Origin of the sequence: Pseudosulfitobacter sp. DSM 107133 (assembly GCF_022788695.1) — a bacterium.
GTDB lineage: Bacteria > Pseudomonadota > Alphaproteobacteria > Rhodobacterales > Rhodobacteraceae > Pseudosulfitobacter.
The window spans coordinates 924773-938943 of sequence record NZ_CP085154.1 but is presented as its reverse complement, the minus strand read 5'-3'; the positions used below and the strand labels follow the sequence as shown (position 1 = coordinate 938943).

15 protein-coding genes and 1 pseudogene are annotated in these 14171 nt (G+C 64.6%); 5 read left to right on the top strand and 11 right to left on the bottom strand.

Going from position 1 to position 14171, the window contains the following annotated elements; translation table 11 throughout:
• Positions 1–135: 135 nt before the first annotated feature.
• From DSM107133_RS04650 to DSM107133_RS04640, 3 genes and pseudogenes are all read left to right on the top strand, one after another.
• Positions 136–324, top strand: a complete 189-nt coding sequence (locus DSM107133_RS04650) for a hypothetical protein (protein ID WP_240310376.1) — start codon at positions 136–138, stop codon at positions 322–324.
• Positions 325–351: 27 nt separating this feature from the next.
• Positions 352–1476: a flagellar biosynthesis protein FlgA gene (locus DSM107133_RS04645; protein ID WP_240310378.1), complete on the top strand. Its 1125-nt coding sequence runs from the start codon at positions 352–354 to the stop codon at positions 1474–1476.
• A gap of 310 nt (positions 1477–1786) precedes the next feature.
• A pseudogene (locus DSM107133_RS04640) lies at positions 1787–1954 on the top strand (thermonuclease family protein); the annotation flags it as partial.
• 188 nt (positions 1955–2142) lie between these two features.
• Here DSM107133_RS04640 and DSM107133_RS04635 read toward each other — a convergent pair.
• From DSM107133_RS04635 to DSM107133_RS04605, 7 genes are read right to left on the bottom strand one after another with little or no spacing between them, the layout of a single operon-like run.
• Positions 2143–2880, bottom strand: coding sequence for a TIM barrel protein (locus tag DSM107133_RS04635; RefSeq protein ID WP_114291925.1), 738 nt, complete (start codon positions 2878–2880; stop codon positions 2143–2145).
• Complete coding sequence (locus tag DSM107133_RS04630) at positions 2880–4370, bottom strand: altronate dehydratase family protein (RefSeq protein ID WP_114291926.1); 1491 nt, start codon at positions 4368–4370, stop codon at positions 2880–2882. Before DSM107133_RS04630 ends, DSM107133_RS04635 begins: the two co-directional genes overlap by 1 nt.
• 4 nt (positions 4371–4374) lie before the next feature.
• Positions 4375–5022 (bottom strand): aldolase, encoded by a 648-nt coding sequence (locus DSM107133_RS04625; RefSeq protein ID WP_114291927.1) that lies wholly within the window; start codon positions 5020–5022, stop codon positions 4375–4377.
• Positions 5019–6266: a 3-oxo-tetronate kinase gene (gene otnK, locus DSM107133_RS04620; RefSeq protein ID WP_114291928.1), complete on the bottom strand. Its 1248-nt coding sequence runs from the start codon at positions 6264–6266 to the stop codon at positions 5019–5021. The genes DSM107133_RS04625 and otnK overlap by 4 nt, the downstream gene beginning before the upstream one ends.
• Positions 6263–7162, bottom strand: a complete 900-nt coding sequence (ltnD, locus tag DSM107133_RS04615; RefSeq protein WP_114291929.1) for an L-threonate dehydrogenase — start codon at positions 7160–7162, stop codon at positions 6263–6265. Before ltnD ends, otnK begins: the two co-directional genes overlap by 4 nt.
• 38 nt (positions 7163–7200) lie before the next feature.
• On the bottom strand, positions 7201–7935 hold the full coding sequence (locus DSM107133_RS04610; protein ID WP_114291930.1) for an SDR family NAD(P)-dependent oxidoreductase: 735 nt from the start codon (positions 7933–7935) through the stop codon (positions 7201–7203).
• Positions 7935–8666, bottom strand: coding sequence for an SDR family oxidoreductase (locus tag DSM107133_RS04605; RefSeq protein ID WP_114291931.1), 732 nt, complete (start codon positions 8664–8666; stop codon positions 7935–7937). The genes DSM107133_RS04610 and DSM107133_RS04605 overlap by 1 nt, the downstream gene beginning before the upstream one ends.
• 89 nt (positions 8667–8755) lie before the next feature.
• Between DSM107133_RS04605 and DSM107133_RS04600 the strand changes: the two genes are divergently transcribed.
• Both DSM107133_RS04600 and DSM107133_RS04595 read left to right on the top strand, forming a co-directional pair.
• Complete coding sequence (locus tag DSM107133_RS04600; protein WP_114291932.1) at positions 8756–9223, top strand: hypothetical protein; 468 nt, start codon at positions 8756–8758, stop codon at positions 9221–9223.
• Entirely contained in the window at positions 9220–9912 is a 693-nt protein-coding gene (locus tag DSM107133_RS04595) for an RraA family protein (RefSeq protein WP_114291933.1), read from the top strand. Before DSM107133_RS04600 ends, DSM107133_RS04595 begins: the two co-directional genes overlap by 4 nt.
• Before the next feature lie 192 nt (positions 9913–10104).
• Here DSM107133_RS04595 and denD read toward each other — a convergent pair whose 3' ends face one another.
• The 4 genes from denD to DSM107133_RS04575 are packed head-to-tail and all read right to left on the bottom strand — an operon-like array spanning position 10105 to position 14107.
• Entirely contained in the window at positions 10105–11070 is a 966-nt protein-coding gene (gene denD / locus DSM107133_RS04590; protein ID WP_114291934.1) for a D-erythronate dehydrogenase, read from the bottom strand.
• 18 nt (positions 11071–11088) lie between these two features.
• Positions 11089–12480, bottom strand: coding sequence for an FAD-linked oxidase C-terminal domain-containing protein (locus DSM107133_RS04585; protein ID WP_114291935.1), 1392 nt, complete (start codon positions 12478–12480; stop codon positions 11089–11091).
• Positions 12477–13073, bottom strand: coding sequence for a LysE family transporter (locus DSM107133_RS04580; protein WP_114291936.1), 597 nt, complete (start codon positions 13071–13073; stop codon positions 12477–12479). The genes DSM107133_RS04585 and DSM107133_RS04580 overlap by 4 nt, the downstream gene beginning before the upstream one ends.
• Positions 13070–14107, bottom strand: a complete 1038-nt coding sequence (locus DSM107133_RS04575; RefSeq protein WP_114291956.1) for an L-idonate 5-dehydrogenase — start codon at positions 14105–14107, stop codon at positions 13070–13072. The genes DSM107133_RS04580 and DSM107133_RS04575 overlap by 4 nt, the downstream gene beginning before the upstream one ends.
• Positions 14108–14171: the final 64 nt, after the last annotated feature.

Genomic DNA, 14171 nt, shown 5'->3' with positions numbered 1-14171 from the left:
GTCCGGGATCAGATGGCACCATGCGGGGGCCTCAAACAATTAAATATTCTTAACTATATCATAAGAACAGCTTCAATGTTGTGTCCTGCCCCCCGTGCTAGCGTCGGCGCAAACAGCACGAAAGGACGCACGCCCATGAACCTCAAATCCCTTCTCGCCGCCCGCCACGACGCGGGCCGCCCCGTGCGTGTCGGCCTGATCGGAGCGGGCAAGTTCGGCTCGATGATCCTGGCGCAGGCGCGGTTCATCAAAGGCTACCACATTGTCGGCGTCGCTGATCTGGACGTGGACAAGGCGCGCGGATCGTTCAAACGCACAGGCTAGGATGACAGGCAATACGCCGCCCCCACCATGGCGCAGGCGGTCCTGACCGGCACCACTTGCATCACCGACGACGTGGCCGACCTGCTGGCCTGTGGCGACATCGAATGCATCATCGAGGCCACCGGCCAACCCCTTGCCGGCACACGCCACGCGCTGGCCGCCATCGACGCGGGCAAACATGTCATCATGGTCAATGTCGAGGCCGACGTGCTGTGCGGTGCCGTTCTGGCCAACCGCGCCGCGCAACAGGGCGTGGTTTACTCCATGGCCTACGGCGACCAACCGGCTGCGATCTGCGAGCTGGTGGATTGGGTCCACGCCTGCGGGTTTGAGCTTTGCGCTGCGGGCAAGGGCATGAACTTTGCCCCGCCCTACCGCTATTCCACCCCCGACACGGTCTGGGGTTACTTCGGCTGGAGCGACGAGGAAGTGGCCGCAGGCGACTTTAATCCCAAGATGTACAATTCGTTCACAGACGGCACCAAGGCCGCCATCGAAATGGCCGCCGTCGCCAATGCCACAGGGCTGGACTGCCCCGAGGATGGTTTGGCCTTTCACCCCGCCGGGCTGCACGATCTGGCCACGGTCTTTCGCCCCGAAAGCGAAGGCGGCAGGCTGGCGCGGGCAGGTCTGGTCGACATCGCCTCAAGCCGTGAACCGGACGGGCGCGTGGTGCTGAACAACATCCAGTACGGCATGTTCGTCACCTTCCGCGCCCCCGATGAATACACCCGCGCCTGCTTTCAGCAATACGGGCTGTTGACCGATCCGACGGGCTGGTACGGGTCGATGTGGCGTCCCTTCCATCTGATCGGGCTGGAAACTTCCGTATCGGTTCTGAACGCCTGCCTGCGCGGCGAGGCAACGGGGTCATCCACCCGCTGGCGCGGCGACGCGGTGGCCACCGCCAAGGGCGACTTCGCGGCAGGTGACACTCTGGACGGCGAAGGCGGCTTCAAGGTCTGGGCCAAGGCGATCCCCGCCAGCCAATCCCACCGCCTGAACGCCCTGCCCATCGGGTTGGCGCATCATATCCGGCTGAAACGCCCGATCAAACGCGACCAGATCGTGTGTCTGGATGATGTGGAGATCACGGACGATCAGGACATCTTCGAGATGCGCGAGGCGCAGGTGGCGTTTCTGGAGGGGTGAGAGATGGTGCTGCCGTCTTTTGTCAGATTTACGGCTTCTAAGGCTAACCGTCTGCGCGTGCTGGCAACCTTGCTTCGTTGACACCAATAAGTTTAGCTTTCAGACTTGGATTGTAGCGAAAAGGGGCGCGCGATTGAAAAGCAAGGGAAACTCAAAAAGCGCATTCGCGATGGCGGTTCTGGTTTCTATGGCGCTGACTGCAATAGCTGCAAATTTCGTGCTAAATGACCAGCAAAAGCAGGCCATTAAACATCAAGCCCTGATCCTGAAGAACAAAGCCGCTGATCTGGCCGTATCGGTTGGCTTATCCACATGCCAGATCAAGGGCAACGTCAGCTACAATTCGGGTGAACGTATTTATCATATGCCCGGACAGGAAGACTATCACAGGACCAGGATCAATTGGGTTGAAGGAGAGCGGTGGTTCTGCACGGAAGCGGATGCGCGAGCGGCAGGATGGCGCAGGGCGCGAAACTAGGGTCTGGACCCATTAATCTGTATCACCTTTCTCGAAAACTGGCTTAGGCTCTTCAATGAGGAAGCCCGTAGCAAATCACTGCCTTCTACATAGCTCAATAAACTATAATCAGCACGAATGGCGGGTCTTGGGAAGAAGGCAGGGGATCTGAAAAAACGCTGGATGTCACCTATGGGCCGGTGCCCCTCTCACATCCACCCCAACGTCGCCTCAGTCGGCCCAACGGGCCGATACTCCGCCCCAACGGGCGTATCCCAGCCCAGCCGCGCCAGCACCTCCCAGACATGGGGATAATTCAGCTCCCCATGATCCGGCGCACCGCGGTCGGGGACCGAGGCCACCTGCACATGGCCGATCAGCCCCAACAACCGTTCCAGCCGGTGCGTTACGTCGCCTTCCATCAGTTGCACATGGTAGCAATCGAACATCAGCTTCAGGTTCGCGGCCCCCACTTCGGCCAAAATCGCCTCGGCCTGCGTGGTGGTGCGCAGGAAGTACCCCGGCGCGTCGTAATGGTTCAGCGGCTCGATCAGGATCGTGCGCCCGTCCGCCCTGTCGCAGGCATAGCGCAGGGTCTCGACAAAGGCCGCATGGGCCGCCGGACCTTCGGCAAAGCCTGCCATCACATGCACGGCCCCGGTGTCGGTCGCGTCAGCATAGGCCAGCGCCTCGTCCACCGCCGCGCGGGCATCTGCGCCGCGACCGGGCAGCGCGGACAACCCGTTTTCGCCCGCCGCCCCGCGCCGCGTGTTCAGGCCCAGCATCGGCAGGCCCGTTTCGTGCAGCGCATCCGCCACATCCTGCGCAGGGACATCATAAGGCCAGTGACATTCCACCGCATGAAACCCCGCAGCCGCCGCCGCACGGATCGCATCGGGTAGCGCCAGTTCGGTCCACAGAAACCCCAGGTTTGCCGAAAACCGCATCACATCACCGCCCCGATCTGCCAGGGCACGAATTCATAATCGCCCAGACCCTGCGCCTCGGATTTGCTGGCCTCGCCCGAGGCCATGCGCAGCCACATTTCGTAAATCTCGCGCCCCACCTCTTCGACGCTGCGGCCTTCGGACAGGATGGTGCCGGCGTTCACGTCCATGTCCTCGTGCAGGCGGGTGTACATTTCGGTGTTGGTCGCCACCTTCATCGACGGCGACGGCTTCGCGCCAAAGGCCGAGCCGCGCCCTGTCGTGAAACACACCAGCGTGCAGCCGCTGGCGATCTGGCCGGTGACCGAGGCGGGGTCATATCCGGGGCTGTCCATAAACGTGAACCCGCGCGCCGTCACCGGTTCGGCGTATTTATAGACCCCCATCAACGGAGTCGTGCCCCCCTTGGCCACGGCCCCCAGCGATTTTTCAAGGATGGTGGTCAGCCCGCCCGCCTTGTTGCCGGGGCTGGGGTTGTTGTCCATCGAGCCACGGTTGCGCGCGGTGTAATCCTCCCACCAGTGGATCAGGTCCACCAGCTTGTCGCCTGTGGCGCGGTCATGGGCGCGCGCGGTCAGCAGGTGTTCGGCGCCGTAAACCTCGGGCGTTTCGGCCAGCACGCCGGTGCCCCCCTGCGCCACCAGCAGATCACAGGCGTGGCCCACGGCAGGATTCGCTGTCACCCCCGACCACGCATCCGACCCGCCGCATTGCAGCGCCACCATCAGCTCGGACGCAGGCGCAGGCGCGCGCGTGGCCTTGTTCACCTCGGGCAGCATGGCAGTGATCTTCTTCACCCCCAGCGCGACACAGCGGCGCAAACCGCCCACGTCCTGAATGTTCATCGTCTGGAACAGCGGCCCCGGCGTCAGCCCATAGGCTTCGATCAGCCAGTCGATCTGCATCATCTCGCAGCCCAGCCCCGCCAGCAGCACCCCGCCCACATTCGGGTTGCGCGCATAGCCCCACAGCGTGCGCTGCAACACCTCGAACCCCGTACCGTCACCGCCCATCGCACAGCCGGTGCCGTGGACAAAGGCCACGACGCCGTCGACATTGGGATAATCCGCCAGCTTGTCCGGCGTGAAATGCGCCGCGATCTGGCGCGCGGCGGTGGCCGAACAATTCACCGAAGTCAGCACCGCGATATAGTTGCGCGTGCCCACACGGCCATTGGCGCGGTGATAGCCCTGAAACATGTCCTGCGTTTTCGCAGGGGCCACGGGCCGCAGGTTGGTGGCGAATTCATAGTCTGTGTCGACCGCCCGAAATTCCAGATTGTGCGTGTGCACATGGGCACCCTGCGCGATGTCCTCGGCGGCATAGCCGATCAGGTTGGCGTATTTGCGCACCGCTTCGCCCTTGGCAATCGGCTGCGTCGCCATCTTGTGCCCGCGCGGGATCAGCGTGGTCGCCCCCGCGTCGCCCACTTGCAGGGGCACGATTGCGGTGACGACATTGTCGTCGGCAGACAGGCGGACGGATTTCATGGTCTTACTCCCAGTCCACGTCAAAACGTGTGACGATGTCGTTGATTTGCACATCACTCAGCGGGCGGCGCGGCAGCCCGTGAGTCAGCAGCGCCAGCCGTGCGGTGTCTTCCAACTCCTCGATGGCGTAACAGGCGGCTTCCACATCGCGGCCCGCCACCACCGGTCCGTGATTGGCCAGCATCACCGCCGAGCGTTTGCCCGCCAGCCCGCGCACCGCGTCGCCCATCGCCGGATCGCCGGGCAGGAACACGGGCAACAGCTTGACCTTGCCCAGCTTCATGATCGCATAGGGCGTCAGCGGTGGCAGGAAATTGTCTGGGTCCACGCCCTCAAGCATCGACAGGGCAACGGCATGGCACGAATGCAAATGCACCACCGCGCCCGCCGTGCTGCGTGTCTCGTAGAACGCCGAATGCAGGGGCATTTCCTTGGTCGGCCTGTCCCCGCCCACATGGGTGCCTTGCGCGTCAAACCGCGACAGGCGCGCAGGGTCCAGACGGCCAAAGCTGGACCCCGTGGGCGTCACCAACAGCCCGCCGTCATCGGTACGGGCCGAAATATTCCCCGACGACCCGCCGGTAAGACCGCGATCATACAGGGATTTGGCCAGCGTGCAGATCAGTTCGCGCAGGTCGGTTTCAGCACTCATTGCGCCAGCCTTTCCAATGCGGTGGCAAAGAAATCCTCTGTCCCGAAATTCCCCGACTTCAGCGCCAGCGCCACGTCATGCCCGCCGCTGACCGCCGCGCACCACGGCACACCGGGGGCAATCTCGGGGCCGATGTCCAGCCGCGCAACGCCCAGCGCCTGCGTCACCGCGCCCGAGCTTTCACCGCCCGCCACCACGAACCGGCGCGTGCCTGCGTTGCGTGCGGCAATGGCGATCTGCCCCAAGGCTTCTTCGACCACCGCGCCGGCCCTGTCGCGGCCCAGTCTGTCCTGCGCCGCCCGCACGACCTCGGGGGTGGCCGTCGCGTAAATCATCGGCGCGCCCGATTGTGCGGCCAGCCAGTCCAGCACCGGTTGCACCCCGCCCTGCACCAGCGTCAGCGGGTCCAGCTGATAGCTGGGGTTGGCAGCGCCATAGCGCGCCACCTGTGCCTGCGTCATCGCGGAACATGACCCCGACAGCACCAGCGCAGGACCGTCCGGAGCCGCCCATGCCGCAGCCGCATCGCCGTCCTGCAACAGCCCCGCCGCGCGGTAGAGATCGGGCAGCGGCATCGCCACCGCACTGCCACCGGTCATCAGAACCGCATCGCGGCACGCCTCGGCAATCACATATAAATCGCTGTCGGCCACCGCATCCACCACCACATGTGGCGCCGCCTGCGCAAGCGCCGCGCGCAGCGCGTCGACCCCGCGCGCCACCGTCAAACGGTCGATCAGCCCGACATCCCGCGTCACCTGCGGGGCCAGCAGCCGCATCAGATTGCTGTCGCGCATCGGCGTCAGCGGGTGGTCCTTCATCGGGCTTTCGGCCAGCGGCACCTGCCCCACGAACAGATTGCCCATGAAAATCGTGCGCCCGTTCTCGGGGAAAGCGGGGCAATAGATCGTCTGCTGTGCGCCTGTCGCCTCCATCAACGCCTCGGCCACGGGGCCGATGTTGCCCTGCGCCGTGCTGTCAAAGGTCGAGCAATACTTCCAGAAAAACCGCCCTGCCCCTGCCTGCGCCAGCCATCCCTGCGCCGCGCGCGCCTGTACCACGGCATCAGCCACAGGGGCCGTGCGGATTTTCAGCGCGATCACCTCGAACGGCGCGGCATCTTCTACCGGCCCCTCAGGCACCCCGATGCGCAAAGACACCCGCGCCCCACTGCGCGCCAGCAATCCGGCCAGATCGGTCGCTCCGGTAAAATCGTCGGCAATCGCGCCCAGTATCGTGCTCATGCGTCCCCCGGCAGGGTGATCCCGGCATTGCGGGCGTAAACCTTGGCCACCGCCGCGTCATCCTCGCGGCCCAGACCCGAGCCTGACGCCGCCAGCCATTGCTGCAAGGCCGCCGCCGTGATCGGCGCGCCGAACTTGGCCGATTTGGCAATGTCCATGACAATGCCCAGATCCTTGGGCCAGATGTCCACCGCGCTCAGCGGAGTGTAATCCCCGTCGCGCACATGCGGCCCGCGACTTTCCAGCGCCCAGGACGTTCCAGCACATTGCGAGATCACCTCGAGAAACTGATCCGGCTCAACCCCTTGGGTCATCCCGAATGTCATCGCCTCGGCCATGGCGGCGATGTGAATGCCCACCAGCATCTGGTTCACCGCCTTCATCGACGACCCCGCGCCGACCGTATCGCCCAGCTCGAACACCTTCTCGGCCATCGCCTCCAGCGCGGGCCGCGCACGGGCAAAGGCCGCCTGCGACCCCGACGCCAGTATCGACAACGTGCCCTCTGCCGCACGGATCGTGCCACCGGACACCGGCGCATCCAGATATTCCAGCCCCAGCGCCGCACACCGCGCCGCCATGTCACGCGCAAACTCCGGCGGCACCGTGGCACAGGCAACCACAACCGTGCCCTTGGCCAGCTTGCCCGCGATGCCATTGGACCCGAACAACACATCCTCGGTCTGCGCCGCGTTCACCACCACAACCACAACCGCGTCCAGCGTGCCGGCCACCTCTTCCAGAGCGCCATCCGCCCCACCCGCCGCGCGAAACCGCGCCACGGCGTCAGCGTTCACGTCAAAGCCGTGCGTCACCAGACCGGCGCGCAGCAAGGCCCCCGCCATGCCGCCGCCCATCGCGCCCAGACCAAAAATCGCCACTGTCCCTCGTGTCATCCGACATCCCTTTCCTTGATTTCAGCGCCCGCGCACCGTCAGTAGGTCGCGCGCCCGCCGGACAGATCGAACACCGCTCCGGTGGTAAAACTGTTCTCGGGCGACACCGCCCAGACGATCATCGCCGCCGCCTCGGTCAGTTCCAGAAACCGCCCGCGCGGAATTTTTGACAGCATGTAATCAATATGCTCCTGACTCATCTGATCGAAAATCCGCGTGCGCGCGGCCGCGGGCGTGATGCAGTTCACGGCGATATCCATTCCCGCCAGTTCCTTGCCCAATGACTTGGTCAGCCCGATCACCCCTGCCTTGGAGGCGGAATAGGCCGAAGCATTCGGATTGCCCTCTTTGCCTGCAATCGACGCGATGTTCAGAATGCGGCCATAACCGCGCGTCTTCATGCCCGTCACGCAGACCTTGTTGGTATAGAATGTCCCGTTCAGGTTCAGATCAATCACCCGCCGCCACGCTTCCGGGTCATAGTCTTCCAGCGTGGTGTTCGGGCCGGTAATGCCCGCGCTGTTGATCAATATGGTTGGCACGCCCGCGCTGTCGCAGGTGCGCGCATAGGCCGCCGACACCGACGCCATATCGGACACGTCGCATTCCACCGCCACACCCGGCACCGGCAAAGCGGCCATCGCATCGGCATTGCCCGCGTCGATGTCCCAGCTGACCACCGTCACCCCCTTTTCGGCCAACGCCAGTGCCGCCGCATAGCCAATGCCCTGCGCGCCGCCGGTGATGACCGCAGCCTGCCCCTGCATCTGCATCAGCCGCGCCCGATATAGGGCATGTTCGTCGCCATCACCGTCATGAACTGCACATTCGCATCCAGCGGCAGGCTGGCCATATGCAGCACCGAGGACGCCACATTGGCCACATCCATCACCGGCTCGATCGCGTTCGACCCGTCGGCTTGCGGCACGCCCTTGGTCATTTTCGCGGCCATGTCGGTCAGCGCGTTGCCAATGTCGATCTGCCCGCAGGCAATGTTGAACGGCCGCCCGTCCAGTGAAATCGTGCGTGTCAGCCCGGTGATCGCATGTTTTGACGCCGTATAGGGCGCCGAGCCCCAGCGCGGCACATAGGCGCTGACCGAGCCGTTGTTGATGATGCGCCCGCCCTGCGGGTCCTGTTTGCGCATCTGCCCAAAGGCGGCGCGCGCGGCGATGAACGCGCCCATGATGTTCACATCCAGCAGGGCGCGAATATCCGCCACCTTCAGCTCGTCCAGCGGCGCACCGCCCAGCGACACGCCCGCGTTGTTGAACAGCGCATCAATGCGCCCCCACGTCTGTGCCGCCCTGGCAAAGGCCGCTTCGGTTGCGTCCTCATCTGTCACATCACAGGCCAGCACCAGCGCACCGCTGTCCCCCGCTGTCTCCTCCAGCGGTGCGGTCCGCCGCCCGATCAGTGCAACCTCCCAGCCCGCTCCAATAAAAGCCTGTGCCGTGGCGCGCCCAACGCCGCTGCCGGCGCCTGTGATGATAATGGATGGCATGTTCTCTCTCCCGATGTCCGCAGTGCTTGCCGCACGTTGGCAATTTGGTATACCATTTGCAAGTGGAATGCGCAGGAAAGGCAACACCAATGAAAACTATGATCTGCGCGGCAGCCCTTGGTCTGCTGTCCGCCCCGCTTTGGGCGCAGGTGCCGGGGGCAGAAGCCTGCCTTGCCAGCGCCGTCAGGAACGGCACCGACCCCGCCCTGTGTCTGGACGCTTCGGACGCCGCCTGCATGGACAACGCCCCCGAAACCCCCGCCGTCAGCACCGCCTGTTTTGCCGAAAACCGCGCCCAATGGGGCGCTGCCATCGGCAAGCGTATGAAAATCCTGCCCGATGACACCGCGACAACCATCGCCCGCATCGAAGCCAAATACGACGTGATCGGCGCGATGGTGCAATGTGACCGGATCGAGGCACTGGCCAAGGCCGCCTCCGATCTTGATGGCCCGCAAATCGCCCTGCAAAAGGAACGCTGTCTGGCCCGCGCCACCGCCCTGACCTATGTGCGCCTGTTTGTGCGCACCTACCCTGCCAAAGAGGCTTCTCAATGATCCACGAACCACCCCGCCTGACCATCCGCACCGGCTTTGCCCGTCCGACACCCGCGCAAATCGACGCCTTTCGCGATGTGCCCACTGGCTTTGTCTGTGACGCCATGCAGGGGCGCGGCGCACTGGCCACCGAAATTGCCCCGCTCAGCGCCAGGTTGCCCGGTCATGCGGTGGGTGTCGCTCTGGTGGCCGACAACGGCCCCGAAGAAATCCTCGCCACGATGGGCGCGCTGCATGTGATGCAGCCGGGCGACTTCATCGTCTCGGCGGTGCGCGGTTTCACCCAATGTTCGGCGGCAGGCGACCAGTTCATGGGGATGCTGAACAACAAAGGGGCCGCAGGCTTTGTCACCGACGGCGCCATGCGCGACCTTGAAGGCATCGAAGAGGTCGGATTGCCCGCGTGGTGCGTTGGCCTAAACCCGAACTCGCCTTTCTCGAACGGTCCGGGCTATGTCGGCTTCGGCGCTGTGGTCGGCGGCCAGATGGTCAACAGTGGCGACATTCTGGTGGGTGACAGCAACGGCGTCGTGGTTGTCCCCTTTGCACAGATCGACACGGTTATCGCAGCGCTTGCAGCGGTCAAAGACGCCGAAGAAACCCTTGAGGCCAATGTAAAGGCCGGCGGCGCGGATATGCCCGCAATCGAAGAGATGCTGGCCGACGGTACAGCCGTTATGGTCGACTGACCCCGCCCCTTCTCTGGTTCAAAAAATCCCCGCCGGAGGCTCCTGCCCTTGCAGCGCAGTCCGGCGGGGCGATGGGAACAAAGCCCGGAAACCAAGGTGCACAGCAGCGTCGGCCTCTGGGTGCGCACAAAGCGGACACCTGCCAGGAGGGGCGGACGCTGCCCTGATGAGGGAAGGGCGCGCAGGCCCCCCTCACCCCGCAGGCTTATCATCCTCCAGATAATAGCGGATATTGTCTTCGAACGACGCATCGGCCTCCAGCCCAAGCGCCTCGGCCTTGTCGGCGTGGATGTCCCAGCGCCAGCCCGAGACAATCGCCTGCACGTCGGGCTGGGCCTCCCAACGGATCAGTTTGGCGGGTTCGGGGCCGGCCACGGCGGTCATGGCGGCAATCACCTGATCTATCGACCAGACCTTGCCCGGCATCTGCATGGCGCGGTTTTCGCCGATGGCGGCGGCGTCCAGCTCGGCGGCTTTCACAAGGTTCTCGGCGCATTTGCGGGGGCTGAGGTAGTAGTGCAGGAAATCACCGTCGACGGGGCACACCGCCGGTTGCCCGTTCAGCGGTTCGCGCAGGATCGACGACATGAACGACGAAGCCGCGCGGTTGGGTTTGCCGGGCCGGACCGAGATCGTGGGCAGCCGGAAGGCCCGCCCGTCGATAAAGCCCTTGCGCGAATAGTCGTTGATCAGGATCTCGCCCATCGCCTTTTGCCCGCCATAAGAGGTTTGCGGGTTGGGATAGCTGTGATCACCCAGCGGGTTCTGCGCCTCGCCGCCATAGACGGCGATGGAAGAGGTGAAGACCACGACCGGCGTGTTGCCCAATCTGCGGCAGCGTTCCAGCACGTTGTAGGTGCCGAACAGGTTGATCTGCATCCCGGCGTCAAAGTCCTCTTCGGCGTGGGCCGACACGATGGCGGCCAGCAGGTAGATCACGTCGGTGTCTGCGGTCACGACCTGTGCCACCGAGGCCGCATCAGCGATGTCGCAGCGCGTTGTGTCGACCGTGAACGGGGCATCAACAGGGGCCGGATCGACCACGTCGGCCAGCACAAGGCGGCTGATGGGTTTGCCGCGCAAAGCGCCTTTGGCCGCCAGTGCTTTGGCCAGTTTCTGCCCGACGACACCGCCGCCGCCTATAATCAGAATATTCATCTCTCTCCCTTTTCTCGATCAGTCGTCCTGCGGCAGCATTTTGCCGGGGTTCAATATGTTGTGCGGATCAAACGACGTCTTGATGCGGCGCATCCAGTCCAGCGCGGGGCCGTGTTCGGCGGCCATGTATTTCTGCTTGCCGATGCCGATGCCGTGTTCGCCGCTGACGGTGCCGCCCAGACGCAGGGCGGTTTCGGCCAGCGCGCGTGTGAACCGGGCACCGCGCGCCATTTCGTCGGGGTCGTTGGGATCAACGCTGATGCCCGCGTGAAAGTTGCCATCGCCCACATGGCCGACAATCGTGCTGGTCAGCCCAAGGGCCACGGCATCGTCCTGCGCCTGCACCACGGCCGTCGCCAGTTGCGAGATTGGCACGCAGACGTCCGTGGGCCAGATGTGCTTGCCCTTGCCCAAGGCCGCCGAGGCATAATGCGCCTTGTGCCGCATGGCCCACAGGGCACTGCGTTCCTCGGTGGTGGTGGCCTGTTTCCAGCCGGTCGCGCCAAATTCGTCCGCGATGTCACGAAAGCTGTCCGCCTGTTCGGCGGTGCCTGCGGGGGTGCCGTGGAATTCCAGAAACAGGTGCGGTTTTTCAGGCAGGCCCGCGTCGGCATATTGGTTGAACCCGCGCACCATCATGTGATCCAGCAGCTCGATCCGCGCCATCGGCAGGCCCGACTGGATCGTCAGGATCACACAGTTGACCGCGTCGGCGACACTGTCGAACCGGCAGGTTGCGGCCAGCGTGCTTTCGGGCAGGCCATGCAGGCGCAGGGTCAGTTCGGTGATGATGCCAAGCGTGCCTTCCGAGCCGACCAGCAGGTGCGTCAGGTCATAGCCCGATGACGATTTGCGCGCCTGTGTGCCGGTGCGGATGATGCTGCCGTCGGCCATCACGGCCTCCAGCGCCAGCACGTTTTCGCGCATGGTGCCATAGCGCACGGCGGTGGTGCCGCTGGCGCGGGTGGCGGTCATGCCGCCCAGCGATGCGTCGGCACCGGGGTCGATGGGAAAGAACAGGCCGGTGTCGCGCAACTGCGCGTTCAGCCCCATGCGGGTCAGACCCGGTTGCACGGTCACGTTCAGGTCTTCGGGACGGATCTGTAGCACGCGGTTCATCCGGTTCATGTCCAGACTGATGCCGCCCCGGGTCGCCAGATGCTGCCCTTCAAGCGAGGTGGCAGCGCCCACCGCGACCACGGGGCATTTGTGCTGACCGCAGATGCGGATGATCTGCGCCACCTCTTCGGTGGTTTCGGGATAGGCCACAGCGTCGGGCGGGGCGTCGGGGTAATAGGTTTCGTTGCGGCCATGTTGGGCGCGGTCGGCGTCGGACGTGACGAGCCGGTCGCCCAGCAGGTCGCGCAGGGCGGTGATGGCGGTGGCATGTGCCGTCAGGGTATCGCTCATCGGGAGACTCCGGCAATCAGGGCAAGGGCGACGACACCCAGCATGGCGGCGGCCATCGCATAATTGATGCGGCGCTGGGCGGTGTCGGACAGGTTCAGGCGGTGCAGGCTGGCCCCCGCCCAGAGCCAGCCCAGATGGATTGGTATCCAAAAGGCGTTGACGATCAGCAGCTTGGTCACGGTTTCAAAGATCAGGCTGTCAGGCGCATAGGGAAAGCCTGCGAACAGGGTGGTGTTGACGGCATAGGCCTTGGGGTTGATCGCCTGCAACAGGATGCCCGCACCGATGCCCGGCGCGGTGGCGGCAGCAATAAAGGCCACCTTGCTGCCGGCAAAGGCGATGCGGGCGGCCAGATACAGAAGGTAGAGGATCGACGCCCCCATCAGCACCCAGCGCACCACCGGCACCGCCAGTATCACCGCCGCCAGCCCCGAGATCACGCCGAAGGCCACGATATTGGTGCCGATGAACAACCCCGTCAGATAGCGCAGCCCGGCGCGAAACCCGTGCCCCGCGCCGATGCCCGCCGTGGACAACACGCCGGGGCCGGGGGTGATCAGCAGGAAGAAAACCGCCAGGGCAAAGGTGATCATGCGCCGAACACCAACTGGACCTTCATCGCCTGCGCGCGGTCACCGGCCATGGCAAATGCGGCGGCAAATTCTGCCAGCGGATAACTGTGGGTCAGCAGCGGGGTCACGTCGATCAGCCCCTGTTGCATCATCTGCACCGCAAGGGGAAAGGCCGCGTGAAAGCGAAACGAGCCGTTTATCGACAGCTCTTTGGCGGTGATCTGCATCATCGGCAGGGACATGTCGCCCGACAGACCCAGCTGGATCACCTGACCGCGCGGACGCAGCGCGCCGATGCCCGCGACCAGCGCTGCCTGTGCGCCAGAACATTCGAACAGCACGTCAAGGCAGCCTTTGTCCAGCGTGTAGGGCAGCAGCGCCTCGGGGTGCGTGGCGGTGTTCAGGGTGATGTCGGCGCCGGCGCGGCGGGCGATGTCCAGCACGGGGGCGGCGATGTCGGTGGCGATGATTTCGGCGGCACCGGCGCGGCGTGCGGCCAGGATCACAAGAATGCCGATAGGGCCGCAGCCGGTGACCAGCACCCGTTTGCCCAGCATCTCGCCCGCACGGCCCACGGCGTGCAGCGCGACGGCCAGCGGCTCGGCCATGGCGGCCTGCGCCGCACTCAGACCATGGGCGGGCACGCATTGGCTGGCGTCGGCCACCAGCGTGTCGCGAAACGCGCCCTGAATGTGGGGAAAGGGCATGGCCGAGCCGTAAAACCGCATGTTCAGGCATTGGTTGGGCAGGCCGCGCAGGCATTGTGTGCAAGCTCCACAGGGGCGCGACGGTGACACCGCCACCAGATCGCCCACAGCCAGCCCGTCAACACCATCGCCAAGCGCATCGACCACGCCCGAAACCTCGTGGCCCAAAATCATCGGTTCGCGCAGGCGTACCGCGCCAAAACCGCCGTGATTGTAATAATGCAGATCCGATCCGCAGATGCCCCCGCGCTGCATGGCAATGCGCACCTGACCCGTGCCGGGTGTTTCAACGGGCACCTCGGCCAGCCGCAGATCGCGGGCGGCATGGGCGAACAGGGCGTGGGGCATGGCGGGCCTTTCGGTGGGTTCTTGCAACTGGGGTGGAATGGTATACCATTTCATCAAATGCGGA